Genomic DNA, 17,851 nt, shown 5'->3' on the forward strand with positions numbered 1-17,851 from the left:
CCTTTTCTTTTTTTAGATTAATCGGTAATTCCTAAACGTTCTTTTGCTGCTTTTTCGCGTTCTGGCGCAAATTTCTTAAAGTAAACAACACCTAAGATCACAATACCAACAACGCAGGCAACACCAATCACGTTGCCGCGAGCAGCTTCATATAACGCAAATCGAATCTCGGCAATATCACAGCCCCACCAAGTAATGTTGGTATTATATGATCCAGCTGTTTTTGCTAAATTCGTTAGTAATGGTCCCATTTCCGAAGCGGCATAACTTAAGATTGGACACCAAATCCAAGAGATGATCGTCATTTTTAAGATATCGCCCCGCATCGCTAAAAATAATGGAGCACAAACACAAACATTCATCAAGTTTCCTAATACCAAGGCAGTATTGTTTGGCAAGATCAATGAGAAGATCAAAGCGACTGGAATGGTAAAGATAATGGCTACCCAAATTTCTGGATTTCCGGCTAAGATAGGCCAATCCAAACCAATGATCAATTCACGTCCTGGGAATTTCTTCTTGACCCAATCACTGGCTGCTTCCGAAATTGGTGTCAATGCAGTCATAAACAATTGTGATACCATTGGGAATAACGTTAATGCAGTACCTGTTTGTACACCAAGTAATAGTGCGGCTGATCCTTGTTTGGCTACCAAACCAATGACGGTACCCATAATAAAGCCAATGATATGATTTTCGCCAAAGATACCAATTTTATTACGGATTTCCTGGGCATTTAATGGTTTTGTTTCAGGCATGATCTTATCTAATAAGCTCGAAATTGGATAAAAGAAGATATTTGATAAAAACATACAGTGTGGCATACCAACCGAAGGAACACCGGTCAATTCCAAAATTTGATATTTTGTGTAATCGGCATTTTTCAATTCGGCAATAATTTGAATAATGGCAACAATAAAGCCAATGATGACATTGTTACAAGCACATGTAACTAAAAAAGCGGTAAATACTTTATTTCCGACGTTCCACATATCTACGTTTAAGCAATCGGTCTTGCCAATGAGCAACATGATGACATTGATACCAATCTGAACCGGGAACATCAAGAAGGCATAGGGCCATTGCCAAGCCAAACCCAAGGCTGGTGCCCAACCCATATCAATGTATTTTAATGTTGTATGGGTATGTTTAACAATTGTAGTAAAGGCCCCGCCAACGGTTTCTCCCATATAACTAATCAATAGGTTGATACCGACAAAGGCAACACCCAATGTCAATGCGGATGAGAAGGCCTTGCCTGGCTTCATGCCAACAATTAATCCAATGATAAATAAAACAATAGGCAAGAAAACTGCAGCTCCAAGATTTAATAGCCCTTGGAACACCATTTGTAGCATTTGCATAATAAATTAACTCTCCTTTTCTATTTGTTACTTCAATGCTTTAATAATTTCATCGATACATGCATCTTTTCCCATGCCTGTTAATAGAGGGATTCCACTGATCACTGGGATACTGTAGTGTTCTTGCACACCGCGCATTGGCGTAATGGATACATATAAGTCAGCGGTTTTCATAAAATTATCTAATGATTTGATATCCACTGCTTTTGCTTTCGCCAATCCAGCTAAGCCTCTTTCTTCCAGTGCTTCATTGATCTTAGTAGCACAGGTTGCCGATGTAGCAATACCTCCTCCACAAGCGACAATAATAGTTTTCATATACTTTTCTGCTCCTTTCTATTATTTTGTAGTCGTCTACACCTACTTACATAGCAATATTGTTGCCAACTTCGACAAAATGTTTCCAAATGATCTTTTTTTATGAACCAAATTTGATCGCTTAACAACACGATTGCTTTTTACACTTTCTTTTAAAGCAATATTGTTGCCAAACTCCTAATCTTTTTTGTTTTTTACTTTTTTTCGAATTTATTTGAAGTATAGAAATATTTTTATGATATTTGATTCTTTCGAAAAATATTTCGAATTGGCATCTTTTTTGCTTTTCTTTAATTGAAGCAATTGATTTTACATAGGAGGAACAGATATAATGGATAACTATAAAATCACGAATTTATTATTTGAAGAATTAATCACGTTTGACCTTGAGGCTAATACATATGAAGAGGTCATCCAAAAGGTTGGCAATGATGCCTATAAAAAAGGATATGTAAAAAATGGGTTTGCGAATGCCGTTCTCCAAAGAGAGAAATTGTATCCAACGGCTTTACCAACGAATGTGCTCAAAGTGGCCATTCCCCATCCCATTGAAAGAGATACCGTTGAAAAATCAGCGATCATTGTAACCAAATTAAAACATCCAGTGGATTTTGTTTTAATGGGATCGGAAAACGAGTTGGTTCCTGTAGAGATTGTTTTTACTTTGGCTGTCAATGGTGGTCAACATCAGCTCCATATTCTCCAAGATTTAGTGAGCATGTTTTCCGATGAAGGAGCAATGGAAAAGATCAAATCTGCCAATTCTGCTCCTCAAATGATGCATACGTTGATTGATCTATTATCCTAGTTGACTCAGTCATGGAAATGGAAAGGAGGTTTGAAATGAATACACAACAAATAATCGATTATGTTTATTCCATTGTGAATGAAAATTATTTGGAAAGAAAATTCGCGAGCAAAGAAATGATAGGGGTATCCGCAAAAGAAATAGCGGAACATTTTGGTACCTATCGATCCGCTATCAGCAATCTATTGAATAAAGAAGTGGAAAAAGGCAATTTTATAAAGATTCTTTCGAAACCAGTGACCTATATTCCTCGTGATGTTTTGGAGAAAAAATTAAATCATACTATCCAGCAAAATTCATTTACTTTAGACGAAGTCAATTCCTATTTATTTGCGAATAACAATGAAACAAATCCTTTCTCGATCATCATTGGATATGACGGCAGTCAAGCTAATCAGGTAGCCGAAGCTCAATCCGCTATTCTCTATCCGCCTAAGGGATTGCATACCTTGATCACGGGTGAAAGTGGTACCGGGAAAACGTTGTTTGCGCATGCCATGTATAATTATGGCCGTCAAATCAAACATGCAACCGAAGAAGAATATCCCTTTGTTGAATTCAATTGTGCCGATTATTACTACAATCCGCAGCTTCTTCTCTCTCAATTGTTTGGTCATATCAAAGGCGCTTTCACCGGGGCGGAACAAGAAGCGATTGGTTTGGTGGAAAAAGCCAATCACGGCATCTTATTTTTGGATGAAATTCATCGACTGCCTCCGGAAGGACAAGAATTGCTCTTTTATTTGATGGATACTGGACATTATCGAAAAATGGGTGAAGCCAATACGACGCGTACATCCGATATCTTAATCATTGGTGCAACAACCGAGAATCCCAATGATGTATTATTAAGAACCTTCAAACGTCGAATTCCTTTGACCATAAAGCTTCCGCCATTAAGAGAACGTCCCATTGAAGAAAGGCTCAAATTAGTAGAAAATTTATTTTCGCGTGAAGCCAGTATCACAAAACAAGTATATGTGATTGATCCCCGCATCTTAAAAGCGTTTGTGATCTATGATTTTCCGGAAAATATCGGTCAATTGGCTTCGGAAATCAAGATCTTATGTGCACGTTCGTTTTTAGCAAAGAAAGATGCCGATACAAATGAAGTGCATGTTCGATATACATTTTTATCAGAAAATATCAAATCGTTCTATAAAAAAAGAAATGGAGATGAATATACATTTGAAGGGGATCTAGAAAGTTATAACTATAATTTGATCATCAGTCCTTCCAATGAAATATCACATTCAAAACAGATTTTCATGAAGGATTCATATAACACATTAATGGAAGAGATAAAGGATCATTCCAGTAAGTCGGCTTCCCAAGAAGAAGCGGCCCAAGCGATTTCTTCAGCTGTATCAAATTACTATAATGATATACTCAATAAATTATATTTTAAAAATATAAAAAAGGAAGAACTGGATAAGATCATTGATCCAGAAATCGTTGATTTTTCCATGGATATCATGAAAACGATACGCAATGATCTTGATATCAAGATATCTGAACAAAATATTTTAATTTTGGCGTTCCATTTGAAGTTCTTAGTGGACCGTCTTAGAAAAAATGCTTCGATGGAGTCAACCAATTTATATACCAAAACTGGTGATCAATTGATTGATACCATCATTCATCAAATTGAATCGCATTTTTCTGTTCAGCTTCCTGCCGATGAATCGAAATTCTTTCAGATGTTGATTAAAAATATCACCAATCATGAACAAATTGATGAAACGAATAATGCTTTATTGTTCATCTTGGCACATGGCAATACGGCTTCTAGCATTGCTGATGTTTGCAATCGTCTACTCCATACCCATTTTGTGAATGCTTTTGACATGCCATTAACCCAAGATGTCCAAACCAGTTATCATTTATTTATTAAAAGAGTGTCTGAGTTACAGCCTAAAAAAGGTATTATTATTCTAGCTGACATGGGCTCATTATTAAATTTTGGTAAACAACTCACAAAAGATACAGGTATACCAACCCATACAATTCCAAATGTTTCTACGGCGCTGGCTTTGGATTTTGCCCATATCATGTTAAATCGAAATGATCATGCTGACATCCTCTATAATGAGTACCTAATCAAAAACAATACGCCAACTATTCCTGTCCAAAATAAAAAGAAACCGGTCATCATATCTACTTGTTCATCGGGGAAAGGAACAAGTATTGCCTTTAAAAATGCCATTGAATCCTTATTAGCAAAAAACAGTCTGAATTTCATTCGGGTCATTGCTTTAAATAATCACGATCTACAACAAAATGAAGCTGAAATAACAAAGAAGTACAATGTCCTTGCGGTGGTTGGTAACATTCATTTGGATCTGAATATTCCATTTTTCCATATTACGGATTTAATTGACACCGAAAAGCAAAAACAATTTATCCTCTTTATTGAACGTTCTGGTTTTCAACAGACCAATCGGATCCATCCCAAAAATGAAACAACGGAAAGTAAAACCATTCACTTTTTAGAAGAACATGTTCTATATGTGAATCCTGTCGTTGCTGAAAAAGTTTCCAATCAATTTTTGGATGATGCATTTAAAGAATTACAGTACCAAAATGAAGATATGGACACCATTCGTTTCTCTCTCATCCTACATCTAGGCTTTATGATCGAGCGATTGATCACGCATACTTATATAAAATTTGATCATAAAGATGAATACATCAAAAGACATCAATTGGAATTCAATGGTTTAAAAAAACATGTCATGGATATCGAAGACACATTTGAAATTCATATTACCGATGATGAAATTTGTTACTTACTTATGACCTTATATCCTGAAAATAAAAAATAAAGGAGGCTTTCTCAATGAAAAAAAAGACATACCTAATCTTGTACACTTTGATTCTGTTGATCTTGACCATTTTTAATCCAAATCATTCACTGTATAACATGTTGATCGTATTTGTGATCATCATCTTACAGTATGTTTTGGATCGATCAAGAACCAAACAACAAAGATGTTCAAGAAAATAAAAAAATTACTTGTACCTTTCAATCCACTATTGATTCGAAACCAATTTTTCAAAAATGGCCCATACAACATTTCGATCAATAAAAAAATGGGCATTCAGCCTTTAACCACGGGCTAAATGCTCATTTTTATTTTTGACAACTGTCGAAAACTGTATATCAGAATACACAGGCCAGACAATCTTCATTTTTATTATCTGGCCCTTGATTAGGAGGACATGTTTTAAAACAAATTGGAATAGTTAGAATTTTATTATGTCTTATCTGCTTCTAATCAACACAAATATTGCTTAGACAATTTTTCATATTTCTGTTGATTTTCTACTTCTCCTTTATTTTTATATTGGATAGAGAGATAATAACATGCAATTCCTTTTTGTTCGTCTTTCATATTTTTCATTTGATCAATAAATAGATCAATATAAGCTGAACTTTTATTAAAAATGATATTAAACAACATTTTGGACTCATTTATGATTGTCTTATTTGTGAGATGTTTTTCCATCGCACTAATAATGTTTTTGCATTCATTCTTATTATTATCCTGCAAATAATAATTAAACATTTTGGTTAAAAATTCTTGATCATCGAGCGGTTTCTTATGTATATCCCGCATTTTATGATATTGACCATTTATCTTATCTTTATTCCTTTGCATTAAATAACAATTTAATTTAAGATTTTCACGATTATATGCTTTTATTAACATTCTGGTAGATGTTTTATCTAATTCTTTTTCAAGCCTTTGATATTGCTCAGTTTGTATCAGTCGCCAAATCTTATGTTTCTTAATTTGTCGTAAAACAAAAATAAGAAATATCAATACCAATAATCCATAGAAAGCATTCAAATTTGGCATAAATCAATCCTCCAACTACTATTCTTTCTACTAAATTCTTCCCTTCTTATTTTTGAAAAGATCATCAACATACTGTGTAATCATATCCTGTTGTTTTTTTGGAAGAATTTTAAAATAATCTGAAGGCAATTTCTTTAATGTATTGGTCTTTTCACCATAATAAATTGCGCTAGCAGCTACTAAAAGCAAATCTTTGCTAAAAACACCATATTTATTCATAATTAACAATGGTGCTATGATTCTTTCCTTCTCACCTAATTTTCGGTCAACATCTCGTGCATTTCTTTCCACTGTATCAATAATCTCTTTATTTTTAAATTTTCGAATGGCTAAATTAGAAAAACGTTCTTGTTCTTTTTCCGCTATATTATATTCTCTGCAAATACACTGATTTAAAGTGTGTACAATGTTCTGAATACATAAATTGATATCTTCATCATTTGCTGCATCACTGTATATTTCATATCCTTTATAGTATCCCAAATAAGATATAATGGCAGAAATACAATTATAAGTATAGATTTTCCGTTGCATCAATATATCCAGATGTTCTTCAGGAACTAGATTTTCATAGTTAAGTTTATGACCTAACGCAATCGCATCATATGGTAAATAATCTAAATCTTCACTAAATATATCCAGTGAATTCTTCTCTTTAAGGGTCGTACAAAAAATAATGGCTTCTGCCAAATGTACCCCTGGTATACTTTCTATTGCCGACAATTCTCTTTTTACATTTACGCCATTTTCGCATAAAACAATGTCTATGCTTTTTTCTGTGTTTTTTTTCAATGCACTTTCAAGTGGTTTGGTCAACTCTTTTAAATGGTTTCTCCCAATGCTTATCATAATTAAATTTGCATTGCTTAAGGAATCCATAGCTTCAGAGGAATTGATATCATAAGCTTCAAAGTTGTTTAAAGTCATGGGTGACCTTGTTGAACCAAATGATACTGAATATTCTTTTCTCTCTTGAAGTTTTTTTACCAATTCATCATTTTTGTCTAAAAAAATCACTCTATCATTTCTAAAAAAACGATTTATAAAGCCTCTTCCTGTTTGTCCGGCTCCAATACATACTATATTAGACATGATTTTTCACCAAACCTTCATTGCTGATTCTTTCCACCGCTTTCAAAACTTCCTGATATAAGACTTCATCTGCATCCAATTTACATACGTTTTTTAACACGTATTCAATTCCTTTTTCACGACGTATCTTTTTTAATTCCATTGCAGATTCATCAGTAGGCTCATCAAAAAATAATGCTTCTGCAATGGTAGTAATTAACGTTTCTGGGTAAATACCATGTTTTAATGCCATACGACTTGGTGCAATCAATCTATCTTTAGGCCCTAATTTGCGAAGCGGATCCTTGGCATGTCTTGTGATCTTATCAACAATAGTCCAATCACAATATTTTTTTCTTGCTCGTTTTGAAAATTCCTCTTGATCTTTTGGATCTACGCCCAATTCAGCAACCAGTGTCTGATTGATTTCTTTATATGTTTTATCTAATATCTTAGAAATTTCTGGACTGTTTGCTGCTTCGGCTAATATCTCATACCCAAGTAAATATCCTGTATAGGCTATCACTGCATTACTCGTATTGTTTGTATACATCTTTTGGATCAAAAAATTTCCAAAATGATCTAATGCTTCAATACTTTGGATTTCGGGAATATCTGTTATAAGTCTTGATCTATCAATTGGTAAATACCAATAATTTTGAACCCAAACATCCAATGGATACTTTTGTGCCAATTTTTCATCTGGTTGTGTTGCAGTGCGCATAAGTACCCCTTCCGTAATCCCAATATATTTGTTAAAGAGATCTTTATTTTCTACACTCAGATTCTTATATAGGGGATCTTTCAAGGTATTAGCTGCATCAGCCCAATTTTCACAAACAATAATATTCTTTTTTATTTTTGGTATTCCATATAACTCAAAAATAGAAGATAAACAATTAGCTACATTTATTAAATTCTTACCGCCCACTGACACAAACGCAATATCAGCTTCTTTAAATGCGTCAAAAACTTCCTGACTTTCATTAAAATTCAGTGCGCTTATTCCCGTAATGACACTATCTAATGAAGCATCCCCTAATACATGGACATGGTATTTTTTATCCGTATTTACTTTATCAATAATGGGTTGATATACGTCAACAAATGTTATTGCAAAGTCACTCAAATATAGTAATTGTCCGACAAATCCTCTAGCAATTTTTCCACATCCAAAAATGATTGCTTTTTTCATATTCTATTCTTCTCCAAATGATTTCTTAGCCATTCAAGCGTAACATCTTTGAAATATCCCTTTCCAATTTCATCCACTTGTACAATAGTCACTGTAGAACCATTATATTTCTTATCACTTTTAATTAATGAAATGACTTGATCAATATCATAATCAATATGAGTTGGCATCCCCATTTTTTCTAATACCTGCTTAATTTTATCTCTAAGATCTATATTCTCTAATATCATAAGCATGCCTAAACCAACACATTCACCATGATAATATTTGGGCATTTCTATACTTTCAATGGCATGTCCCAAGGTATGTCCAAAATTTAGTAACTTTCTTAAATTAGCTTCTTTTTCGTCTTTTTCCACTATTTTTCTCTTGACATTCAATGCTCTGATAACAATTTCTTCAACATCTGAAGGAGGAATACTTTCATTAAAATCTGTTATATGTGTCCAAAATATATCAAAGAGTTTGGAGTCTCGAATTAGACCAGCTTTCAATGCTTCGACTAATCCACTGTAATATTCACGTTTTGTCAAGGTAGCTACTGTGTTTAAATCAATAAATACATTAGATGGTTGATAAAAAGATCCAACATTGTTTTTAATATGATTCAAATCGACTGCTGTCTTACCACCAATACTTGAATCTATTTGTGATAATGTAGTCGTTGGCAAGGAAACAACTTGAATTCCCTGCAAATAAATACTTGCAATAAATCCTCCTAAATCACCGACAACTCCACCGCCTACAGCAAACATCAAATCTCCTTTTTCAAAACCCATCTGTGCCATCCATAAAACAATTTCCTCAACCGATTGCAATGACTTGGATCCTTCTCCTTGTGGGATGACCTTGAGATATGGATGGGGGCACTGTTCTTCAATGACTCGAACATATTGCTTTGGAACTCCATCATCGGTTAAGATTAGCACGCGTCTATTTAAATCAACATATTTATCGATGTGAAAGCGAATGTCTCTTTCAATAAAAATATTGCTCTTTTGCTTTTCCATCTTAATAAAAGTTCCCATAATGCAACCTCCTAAATAAGACTAGGCCAGTGTTATCTGACCTAGTTTTCATTAGCAATTTTTGTGAAAATTTGGGCTCTTCGAGTCAATTCATCAAAATTATTCTCTTGAATTGACTTTTTATCTAATAATCGACTGCTAATGCCAGCTCCACAATATCCCGCTTGTAAAAAAGTACCGAAATTTTCTTCATTAACACCAGCAGTTGCTAAAAATTTGACATGATTGATTGGCCCTTTAATATCTTTTAGATAATGGAGTCCTAACCATCCAGCTGGAAATATTTTAACCAAATCGGCTCCAGCATCGTGCGCTGTTAAAATTTCACTTGGTGTCATTGCTCCTGGAATAGAAACAAGTCCAACTTCTTTTGTTTTCTTTATTACATCAATATTTACGTTCGGCGATAAACAAAATTCTCCACCGGCATATTTCGTAGCTAATACATGGTCAATACAAGTAACTGTTCCTGAGCCTACTTTCATATCTGGAAAATGTTCTTTAATCAAACGAATCGCGTCTGTTGTTTTCACAATCGCATCTGGATCGGATTGATCAAATGTGACCTCCGTCATTCGAATTCCTCCGTTATATAGGGCATCAATGGATTTTAACAATGTTTCGCCATAATATCCCCGACAAATAACTAAAACCTTATGATCTTCGATAAATTTTACAACTTCATTCATCCTTCGTTTGCCCTCCTTTATACATACTTCGCTACATCTTCTTCAGAATCTGATTGAACGACTCTAAAGAAAACTTTTATACCTTTATCAATAAGAGTTCTTAAATCTTTTTTCTCCTGGGGACTAGCAGATATATTCTTATATAATGATGTTCTACCGGCTTTTGCACCAATTCCACCGACATTGATCGACTCAATTTTCACACCATTATTGACCAATTCAACCAAGACCCCGGGCGTTTTCACCAAAATAAAGATTCGTTTTCCATTGTCATCACCCTTTAAATAATCGATGGCATCGGATGTATTAAACACTTGCAAATTAATGGTTGCTGGTACACTTGATTTCATGATCATTTGAATGAAAGGATCTTTCGCAACTCCATCATCAACAATAACAACTTCTGAAGCTGATGCATTTTGAATCCATTGCGTCATAACTTGACCGTGTATCAATCGGTCATCAATTCTTGTCCATACGATATTTTTCATAATTGGTCTCCTCTATCTATATGAAAATAAGCTAAAATATTATTAACAGCTGCATTAGTCATTTTATTGATCGCTTCAACACTCACGGCTGCAGTATGTGGGCTCAGTACAACATTGTCCAACTTTTCAAATTCAGTATTAATATGCGGCTCCTGAGCAAATACATCTGTACCATATCCATAGATCTCTCGATTTTTTAACACATCGAGTAATGCATTTTCATCAACCAAAGATGCCCTAGCTGTATTGATTAATACTGTGTCTTTATTCATCTCATGTAATTCTTTATATCCAATCAGCGGGCTGCCATCTGGATTTCCTGGTACATGAAGAGTAATAACATCAGCTATCTTATAAATTTCACTTGGTTCAGCTACATGAATATCATTTGCTTTACAATATGCTTCATCTAAAAATTTATCGTATCCATAAATTTCACAATCAAATCCTTTTAATCGTTTTACAACTTGTCTTCCAATCGAACCTAATCCAATAACGCCTACTTTCTTATGACATAAATTTAATCCTGTTTCTTTTTTCCAAACTCCCTCCCTAAGATGGCGATCTACATTGCAAATATGACGAATAGTCGATAACATTAATCCAACCGCATAATCAGCTACTGCTTCGGTATTACAATTCTTAGTAATAGTTACTTTAATTCCTCTTCGTTTTGCCTCATCTAAATCGATATTATCAATACCTACTCCATATCTAGAAATAATTTTTAGCGATTTAGCCTCATCTAAAACTCTTTTATTTAAAATATCCGATCCAAGAATAATGGCATCTACATCTTTTACTTCGCCCATCATTTCGCTTTCATTCATGATATGGTGGTATCTATTATTAATAACTTCCCATCCTAAAGATTCCATAAATTGTTTGGGCTTTGAATCAAATTTTCCAAAACTATTTGATGTAATCAAAACTTTCATATACGCTCCTTTAGATAATTCCTAATAATCCACCCACAATGCAAACGACAAAGATACCTACGATCACTTTATTGATACTGACCTTTTTAATTGCAATCAACCAATATACCAACATAACGGCACAGAATGGTAACAAGTTTAAGATGATTGCATCTAAAATATCCGTTTGAACCGCTAATGTTTTTTGACCAAGAATTAATTTAAGAGGAGTAGACAGTTTTACCGTGCTGGCTGCTAAAGCGCCAATTGTAACAGCTCCCATAGAAGTAATCAAAGTCATGATCTTCTCCATTCGATTTCCGGAGAAAAATTCTGCGATATAACTGCTACCTTTTTGATACACTTTATTATAAAGTGTATAACTAATTCCCCAATTCAATGCCAATGTAACGGCCATATAGAAAATGGGTGCAATCAAATTTCCAGCTTGTCCCAAAGAAATAGCAATGGATCCAATAATTGGAATCAAAGTTCCTTGACGAAGCGTATCTCCAACTCCTGCCAGAGGTCCCATTAAGGATGTTTTTACTGCACTGATTGCTTCTCCTTCGATTTCTGCTCCATTTGCTTTCTCTTCTTCCATGGCGATAACAGCGCCTAAAATAACGGGTCCTACTAACGCAAATTCTGAATTATAAAATTCCATATGCCTTTTACAAGCTTCGATTTTTCCTTGTTCATCATCTGCATATAATTTTTCAATGATATTTCTCATTCCTGAAAAGAAGCCCGGGGCTTGAAGACGCTCATAACTACAACAAGCCTGTGCAAAAAATTGAAATCTCCAATACGCTTTGTTCAAATCCTTTTTTGTCAAAGTAATCTTATTGTCTGCCATGCTAATCCTCCTTAAACTTCAATTCTGCATATACCCAAGCGAAGATACCAGCAAATACTGCAATGACTAACATACTTAATCCCGAATACGTATATAAGAAAAATCCTAATACGAAGAACAGTAAGATACCTCTACGTGTGTTTAACATCATTAATAACATACCAATACCAATAGCAGGTAATAAGCCTCCAATAGCAGTTAGAATATGAAGTGGCGTTCCAGATAACATCGTAATAGCACTTTGAACAACGGGTGCTCCTAAATAAACCAAAATAGCTACTGGAATTGCAGTCACACAATAAGCAAAGATTTGAGTTGGCCACAACTGCCAAAAAGCCATCTTTTTCGTATCTCCAACTTCGGCATATTTATCCATTTTATGAACAAAGTAAATATCTACCGTTTGACGCAGTGTCCAAATCATCGTTCCCATAATTCCAAGCGGAACAGCAATCGCAATAGCTGCTTGCGCACTTGATCCAGAACTCAATGCTAATGCAGTACCAACAATTCCACCAATTCCGGCATCGGCTGGTAATGTACCACCAGCATTGACAAATCCTAAATACAACGTATTAATTGTTGCACCAATAATACAACCTTGAACAACATCACCTAAAATCAATCCTGTAATCGTTCCACAAACAATTGGTTGTCGTATCGAGACACTTCCCAGCCCCGTCAATAACGGCGTACCATTATTCGTCAAATAATACAGAGAACCAAGAAGAATCGCTTGAATAATTGAAATGTGCATATTTTTCTCTCCTTCTAATATTGAATTTTATCTTTCAAACTCAAAATACTTTTTGGACCAATTTCCAAACAGCTATTCTTAAGTTCTTCTAAATCTTTGTATGATACACTTGTAGCAACTTCTAAAAGCATTGGTAAATTTACACCTGTTACGCACTCAGCTTTTACAGTATCTTTCAGTTCATATAATCCTCGTGCTATCGCATTATACGGACTACCACCAAATAAATCCGTCAATATAAGAACGCCTGATCCATTCGATTCTTTATCCAATTTTTCTACAGCTTCTTTCACCGTGTCTTTCAAATCGTCAACACTGTCTCCATGATATAGACCATAACTTTCAATTAACGGTGTAGTCCCCATAATTAAAGCTGCACTACTTACCAGAGATTTAGCTAAATCTCCGTGTGTAACTAATAGCAAAGCTACCATTTAACACCCTCCAGATTCTAAAAAGATTATCATGATAATTTTTACAATTTTAAAGTATCATTGATATTCTTCTATGTAAAATTTCGGCATATATTACACACAATTTTTAGTGTTGATTTATATATGACCTTTTATTTATGAAATATTCTAATTTTTATTTGTTGAAGTAAGCGTTTTCTTTCGCATTTTACACTCTAAAAAGAACATAAATGTTATTTTATGAATTTTATCATTCAATTTTACACACTGTTTTATTATAATGTTGAAAAAGAGGTAGCCTATGGAAAAGAAAGAAGAAATTTATCAACTGATTCATTTAGATACAAAAAATAAAATCAATCATTCTAATTTCGATCATTTAGGGATGGATGCCTTAGAAATAAGTACCCAATTAAAAATGAATCGTTCAAACATTTCGAGAATATTAAATCAATTATATAATGAGGGAAAACTAATAAAAACATCTTCCCGACCTGTATTATTTATTGATCGGTCTTCCATCAATGATGCATTTCAAAGTATTGCTATTCCGTCAATCATACCTAAAAGTAAGACAATCAATGATTACATCTCATATTTATCTATTAAAAAGTCAAACGTAAATAGTTTTAATAGATATCTAGCTAATTCTCGTCAATCGAAAATGTTTGATCCTATTGCTAAAGCAAAATCCGCTATATTATATCCAAGCAAACTAAACACTCTCATTTATGGAGAAAAAGGATCTGGACGACTTCAATTTGCCAAATCTCTAGCACAATTTGCCAAAGAAAATCAATTAGTAGATGAAAAATCAGAACCCATTATTGTGGAATGTGTAAACTATAATGCCGTAAATGAGGATTCCTTCTTAAAAATGGTGTTTGGAGAGTATGTTACGCGAACTGAATCTTACAAAAAAGGAATTCTTCAAAAAGCTCAAAATAACATCATTATTTTCAACAATATCAATCAACTATCAGAGCGTACATCCACAGCATTATTAAACGTTATTCTCGATAAATCCTATTCTCCGATCAATTCCAGTAAACAACTAAAACTCGATGCTTTTATCATTGCGACAACAACAAACAAAATGTTAGCTGAAAGCACAGAAATGCTTAGATGCTTTCCAATGTATATTCAAATTCCAAGCTTGAATGATCGAACAATTATGGAAATAATCGTTATCATTTTGCAATTTTTTCAAGATGAAGCAAATAACATCAAAGAAACCATTCGGGTATCTAAAGATGCCATTAGCTGTTTTGCTATGTCGCAATATAAAGGGAATTTGGCTCAATTACGCTCAGAAATTCGCCAAGCGTGTGCCATGGGATACACAAATTTTATAAAAAATAAAAGTTATTTCATTAATATTGGTTTTGATGAAATTTCAACACCTGTTTTAATGAATATTTTTAATGTGGATAAACGATTAAATGAATTATATGATACTTTAAACTTATTCGAAAATGAATATTTGTTTTTCTCAGCTGATAAACAGAATCCAGAATTAAAGTTACTCTTCGAAATTAGTGAACCGATTGATAATACTATTTCCACAAATTTAACAACCAAAAATGATGAACAATTAGTTAATCAATGTATTAATGATATTGACTCTGTAGGATCCATTCAAATCAATACAATTCGAGCTGTACTTCTTCAAAGAATTTACGATATCATCTATAACTTATTAGATGGACATCCTATTAAAGAAAATGAAAATCTTATTTATGGATTATTATTACATCTTTCCAATGAAATCAATAGAATAACTTCAGGTCAAACTCATTCAAAATTCAAAAAACTTTCAAATAAAATCGCAAGAAATGTAGATTATAATTACGCAAATTTAATCATTACAAGTATTGAGAAATATTATAATTTATCCTTCAATGATGAAGAAATTGATTATGTGGCTACATATCTATATTTATCATCCCAATGGATTGATAAAAAATATATACAATTACTCATTGTATCAACGGATAAGGAAAAAGCGGCTCATTATTCAAATTATATTAACAACAATTTTTTTAAAACCCATGCTAACTATCTTTCCGTTTCAAAAGAAGCCAATCAAATTGAATCAACTGTAGCAAATATTGCTATGAAAATGACAGAAATTGACAGAGGAAAAGGTGTAGTCTTATTATTGGATTATCCATTTATTAAACAAGTGATCGAACTTTTGGATAGTACATATTCCGGAGAATTTATCACAACAAACGACATATCCATAAAAAATTTAGTATCCATTGCGCAAAAAGTTGAATCCTTGGGCACAACTCTAACGGCAATGGGTTCCTACACAGGATTGAATATCAACGATTCGAAATCAAATGAAACAAAAGAAATCGAAAAACATGCCTATGATTTATTAAAATCAATTGAAGAAAAATTGTTGTCTGAATCTTTAGTGTTTCTTAATCCACATAAAGCTTGCCAAGCTTTGTTCAATGTATTGCTTAATATCATAAATGATTTAAACATAACATATTGTGATGATCTGCTAATAAAGTTCTTATTCCATACAACATTTACTTTAGAACGCTGTATCCGAAAAGAACCATACAATTATCCAAAAGCTAAGTCTCTAATAAAAAATAATGAAAAATTATATAACGTATTAGAAAAGAATTTTAATGTTATCAATGAAATATTCGCAATCCAAATCCCACCTGCAGAAATGGGATATATCATTGAAATATTTCTTCCTTATCTTCATACAACCGCTTTTGAATAGGAACAATATCATAAAAGTTAACAACTCATTGTGGTTCTTCATATGGTGTACCAACAATCAATAAGTACCAAAATAAAAAAGAAAATTTTAAAATACTATAAATTTGAAGTTACATCACTACACAGAGAAAATGCCAGATATCCCATGAACAAAGGATTTCTGGCGTTTTTGTTCAACATTTAAGATATTTTATTGTACTATTTTTAGAAAAATTCAGATTTAGGTTCCTAAGCTTTTCAGTTAACTTTCTTCCAAAGGGCTTAATTGCTTCAAATTGCATTTAGTATGTAAGCGTCAGATAAAACAGTGGATTCCAATTCATCAATAAATCTCCGATAATTTTAGTGAATTCAATTAGAGTTTTTGGAGCTGCTCCAAGAACTTTAAAAAATTCTAGATTGGAGTCTAAATTATATGAAGGCTGAATTATCTCCTGTGAAACAGGTGAAGATCGAATACTGGCTTGAAGTGATCCATAAGTGCCGGGCCAGTGGTCTCACAAATACAGAATTTTGTAAACAGAACAATATCAGTGAAAAAAGCTATTACTATTATCTGGCCAAGATTCGAAAGATGGCGATCGAAGATATCCCGAAGAAAAATTCAAATCTTCCAGTTGACTGGTCATCAAAAAATAAAAATACCTGTTTTGAAGAAATACCTGTATCTTCATTGCCTGCTGCACATACTGATTCCATATCTATCCATATCGGTAATGTGGATATCGAAATGTCAGAAGATGTATCGGAAGAATTTCTGATCAAATTATTTAGAGCGGCATCAAAATGTTAGATCTAAACAAACTCGATCACATCTATTTAGCTTGTGGTCATACCGATATGCGAAAGTCAATTGATGGTCTTTCCGCCATCGTCCAGGAAGAATTTCAATTGGATCCGTTTTCAAGCAGTCTGTTTCTTTTTTGTGGAAGGAAGAATGATCGGATCAAGGCATTGTATTGGGATGGTGATGGTTTTCTTTTGATGTATAAACGTTTGGAAGACGGACGGTTCAGATGGCCTAGAAAACAGAAAGAAGTCAAAGATCTTACACATCAGCAGCTTCGATGGCTGCTGGAAGGATTAGAGATCGAACAGCCGAAGGTCATCAAAAAAGTCAGTCCAAAAAGTGTGATATAAATCGCTCAAAAACGCGATATATAAAGCATATTATGGTATAATATAGATGATGAAAACAGGCCAGATCAATGATCAAGACTACAAAGAATTATATCTTCAGACAAAGCAGTTATATGCAGATATGATGACTGTATATGATGAATTGAAGAAACAGGTTGAACTGCTTCAACAGGAAAATTTCTTATTG

18 protein-coding genes are annotated in these 17,851 nt (G+C 33.6%); 6 read left to right on the plus strand and 12 right to left on the minus strand.

Translation table 11 applies throughout. From position 1 onward, the window contains the following. Positions 1–17: 17 nt before the first annotated feature. Together MOZ64_RS05595 and MOZ64_RS05600 are read right to left on the minus strand one after the other, a co-directional pair. Positions 18–1,364 (minus strand): PTS galactitol transporter subunit IIC, encoded by a 1,347-nt coding sequence (locus MOZ64_RS05595; RefSeq protein ID WP_320325606.1) that lies wholly within the window; start codon positions 1,362–1,364, stop codon positions 18–20. A gap of 27 nt (positions 1,365–1,391) precedes the next feature. Then, complete coding sequence (locus MOZ64_RS05600) at positions 1,392–1,682, minus strand: PTS sugar transporter subunit IIB (RefSeq protein WP_320325607.1); 291 nt, start codon at positions 1,680–1,682, stop codon at positions 1,392–1,394. 331 nt (positions 1,683–2,013) lie between these two features. Between MOZ64_RS05600 and MOZ64_RS05605 the strand changes: the two genes are divergently transcribed. From MOZ64_RS05605 to MOZ64_RS05615, 3 genes are read left to right on the plus strand one after another with little or no spacing between them, the layout of a single operon-like run. Beyond that, positions 2,014–2,490: a PTS sugar transporter subunit IIA gene (locus MOZ64_RS05605; protein ID WP_320325608.1), complete on the plus strand. Its 477-nt coding sequence runs from the start codon at positions 2,014–2,016 to the stop codon at positions 2,488–2,490. A gap of 35 nt (positions 2,491–2,525) precedes the next feature. Continuing rightward, positions 2,526–5,315 carry a sigma 54-interacting transcriptional regulator gene (locus MOZ64_RS05610; protein ID WP_320325609.1) on the plus strand — a complete coding sequence of 930 codons (2,790 nt, stop codon included), beginning with the start codon at positions 2,526–2,528 and terminating at the stop codon, positions 5,313–5,315. A 14-nt stretch (positions 5,316–5,329) separates the two neighbouring features. Next, positions 5,330–5,497 (plus strand): hypothetical protein, encoded by a 168-nt coding sequence (locus MOZ64_RS05615; RefSeq protein ID WP_320325610.1) that lies wholly within the window; start codon positions 5,330–5,332, stop codon positions 5,495–5,497. Positions 5,498–5,768: 271 nt separating this feature from the next. On the opposite strand, the gene MOZ64_RS05620 is transcribed toward MOZ64_RS05615, so the two are convergent. Genes MOZ64_RS05620 through MOZ64_RS05665 form a run of 10 tightly spaced genes read right to left on the minus strand, consistent with a single transcriptional unit; the run spans position 5,769 to position 13,794 of the window. Next, a complete protein-coding gene (locus tag MOZ64_RS05620; protein WP_320325611.1) occupies positions 5,769–6,353 on the minus strand; it encodes a hypothetical protein in 585 nt (194 codons plus the stop codon). 30 nt (positions 6,354–6,383) lie between these two features. Next, positions 6,384–7,445 carry a mannitol dehydrogenase family protein gene (locus MOZ64_RS05625; protein ID WP_320325612.1) on the minus strand — a complete coding sequence of 354 codons (1,062 nt, stop codon included), beginning with the start codon at positions 7,443–7,445 and terminating at the stop codon, positions 6,384–6,386. Then, on the minus strand, positions 7,438–8,619 hold the full coding sequence (locus MOZ64_RS05630; protein ID WP_320325613.1) for a mannitol dehydrogenase family protein: 1,182 nt from the start codon (positions 8,617–8,619) through the stop codon (positions 7,438–7,440). Before MOZ64_RS05630 ends, MOZ64_RS05625 begins: the two co-directional genes overlap by 8 nt. Next, positions 8,616–9,647, minus strand: a complete 1,032-nt coding sequence (gene aroB / locus MOZ64_RS05635; protein WP_320325614.1) for a 3-dehydroquinate synthase — start codon at positions 9,645–9,647, stop codon at positions 8,616–8,618. The genes MOZ64_RS05630 and aroB overlap by 4 nt, the downstream gene beginning before the upstream one ends. A gap of 41 nt (positions 9,648–9,688) precedes the next feature. Continuing rightward, positions 9,689–10,336, minus strand: a complete 648-nt coding sequence (locus tag MOZ64_RS05640) for a bifunctional 4-hydroxy-2-oxoglutarate aldolase/2-dehydro-3-deoxy-phosphogluconate aldolase (RefSeq protein WP_320325615.1) — start codon at positions 10,334–10,336, stop codon at positions 9,689–9,691. Between the two features lie 17 nt (positions 10,337–10,353). Further along, positions 10,354–10,827, minus strand: a complete 474-nt coding sequence (locus MOZ64_RS05645; RefSeq protein ID WP_320325616.1) for a PTS sugar transporter subunit IIB — start codon at positions 10,825–10,827, stop codon at positions 10,354–10,356. Next, on the minus strand, positions 10,824–11,765 hold the full coding sequence (locus MOZ64_RS05650; protein ID WP_320325617.1) for a phosphoglycerate dehydrogenase: 942 nt from the start codon (positions 11,763–11,765) through the stop codon (positions 10,824–10,826). Before MOZ64_RS05650 ends, MOZ64_RS05645 begins: the two co-directional genes overlap by 4 nt. Before the next feature lie 10 nt (positions 11,766–11,775). Then, the gene (locus tag MOZ64_RS05655; RefSeq protein WP_320325618.1) at positions 11,776–12,603 is read right to left on the minus strand and encodes a PTS system mannose/fructose/sorbose family transporter subunit IID; all 828 of its coding nucleotides are present in this window, start codon (positions 12,601–12,603) and stop codon (positions 11,776–11,778) included. A 1-nt stretch (position 12,604) separates the two neighbouring features. Further along, positions 12,605–13,360: a PTS mannose/fructose/sorbose/N-acetylgalactosamine transporter subunit IIC gene (locus tag MOZ64_RS05660; RefSeq protein ID WP_320325619.1), complete on the minus strand. Its 756-nt coding sequence runs from the start codon at positions 13,358–13,360 to the stop codon at positions 12,605–12,607. 14 nt (positions 13,361–13,374) lie between these two features. Then, positions 13,375–13,794, minus strand: a complete 420-nt coding sequence (locus MOZ64_RS05665) for a PTS sugar transporter subunit IIA (RefSeq protein ID WP_320325620.1) — start codon at positions 13,792–13,794, stop codon at positions 13,375–13,377. A gap of 280 nt (positions 13,795–14,074) precedes the next feature. Here MOZ64_RS05665 and MOZ64_RS05670 point away from each other — a divergent pair, with 280 nt between their 5' ends. From MOZ64_RS05670 to tnpB, 3 genes are all read left to right on the plus strand, one after another. Beyond that, positions 14,075–16,525: a PRD domain-containing protein gene (locus MOZ64_RS05670; protein WP_320325621.1), complete on the plus strand. Its 2,451-nt coding sequence runs from the start codon at positions 14,075–14,077 to the stop codon at positions 16,523–16,525. Between the two features lie 414 nt (positions 16,526–16,939). Then, positions 16,940–17,317 carry an IS66 family insertion sequence element accessory protein TnpA gene (gene tnpA / locus MOZ64_RS05675; RefSeq protein WP_128519832.1) on the plus strand — a complete coding sequence of 126 codons (378 nt, stop codon included), beginning with the start codon at positions 16,940–16,942 and terminating at the stop codon, positions 17,315–17,317. Further along, complete coding sequence (tnpB, locus tag MOZ64_RS05680) at positions 17,311–17,664, plus strand: IS66 family insertion sequence element accessory protein TnpB (RefSeq protein WP_128519833.1); 354 nt, start codon at positions 17,311–17,313, stop codon at positions 17,662–17,664. The genes tnpA and tnpB overlap by 7 nt, the downstream gene beginning before the upstream one ends. The last annotated feature ends 187 nt before the right edge of the window (positions 17,665–17,851 follow it).

The sequence above is a fragment of the Absicoccus intestinalis genome, assembly GCF_033971885.1.
In the GTDB taxonomy this organism is placed as follows: domain Bacteria; phylum Bacillota_I; class Bacilli_A; order Erysipelotrichales; family Erysipelotrichaceae; genus Absicoccus; species Absicoccus intestinalis.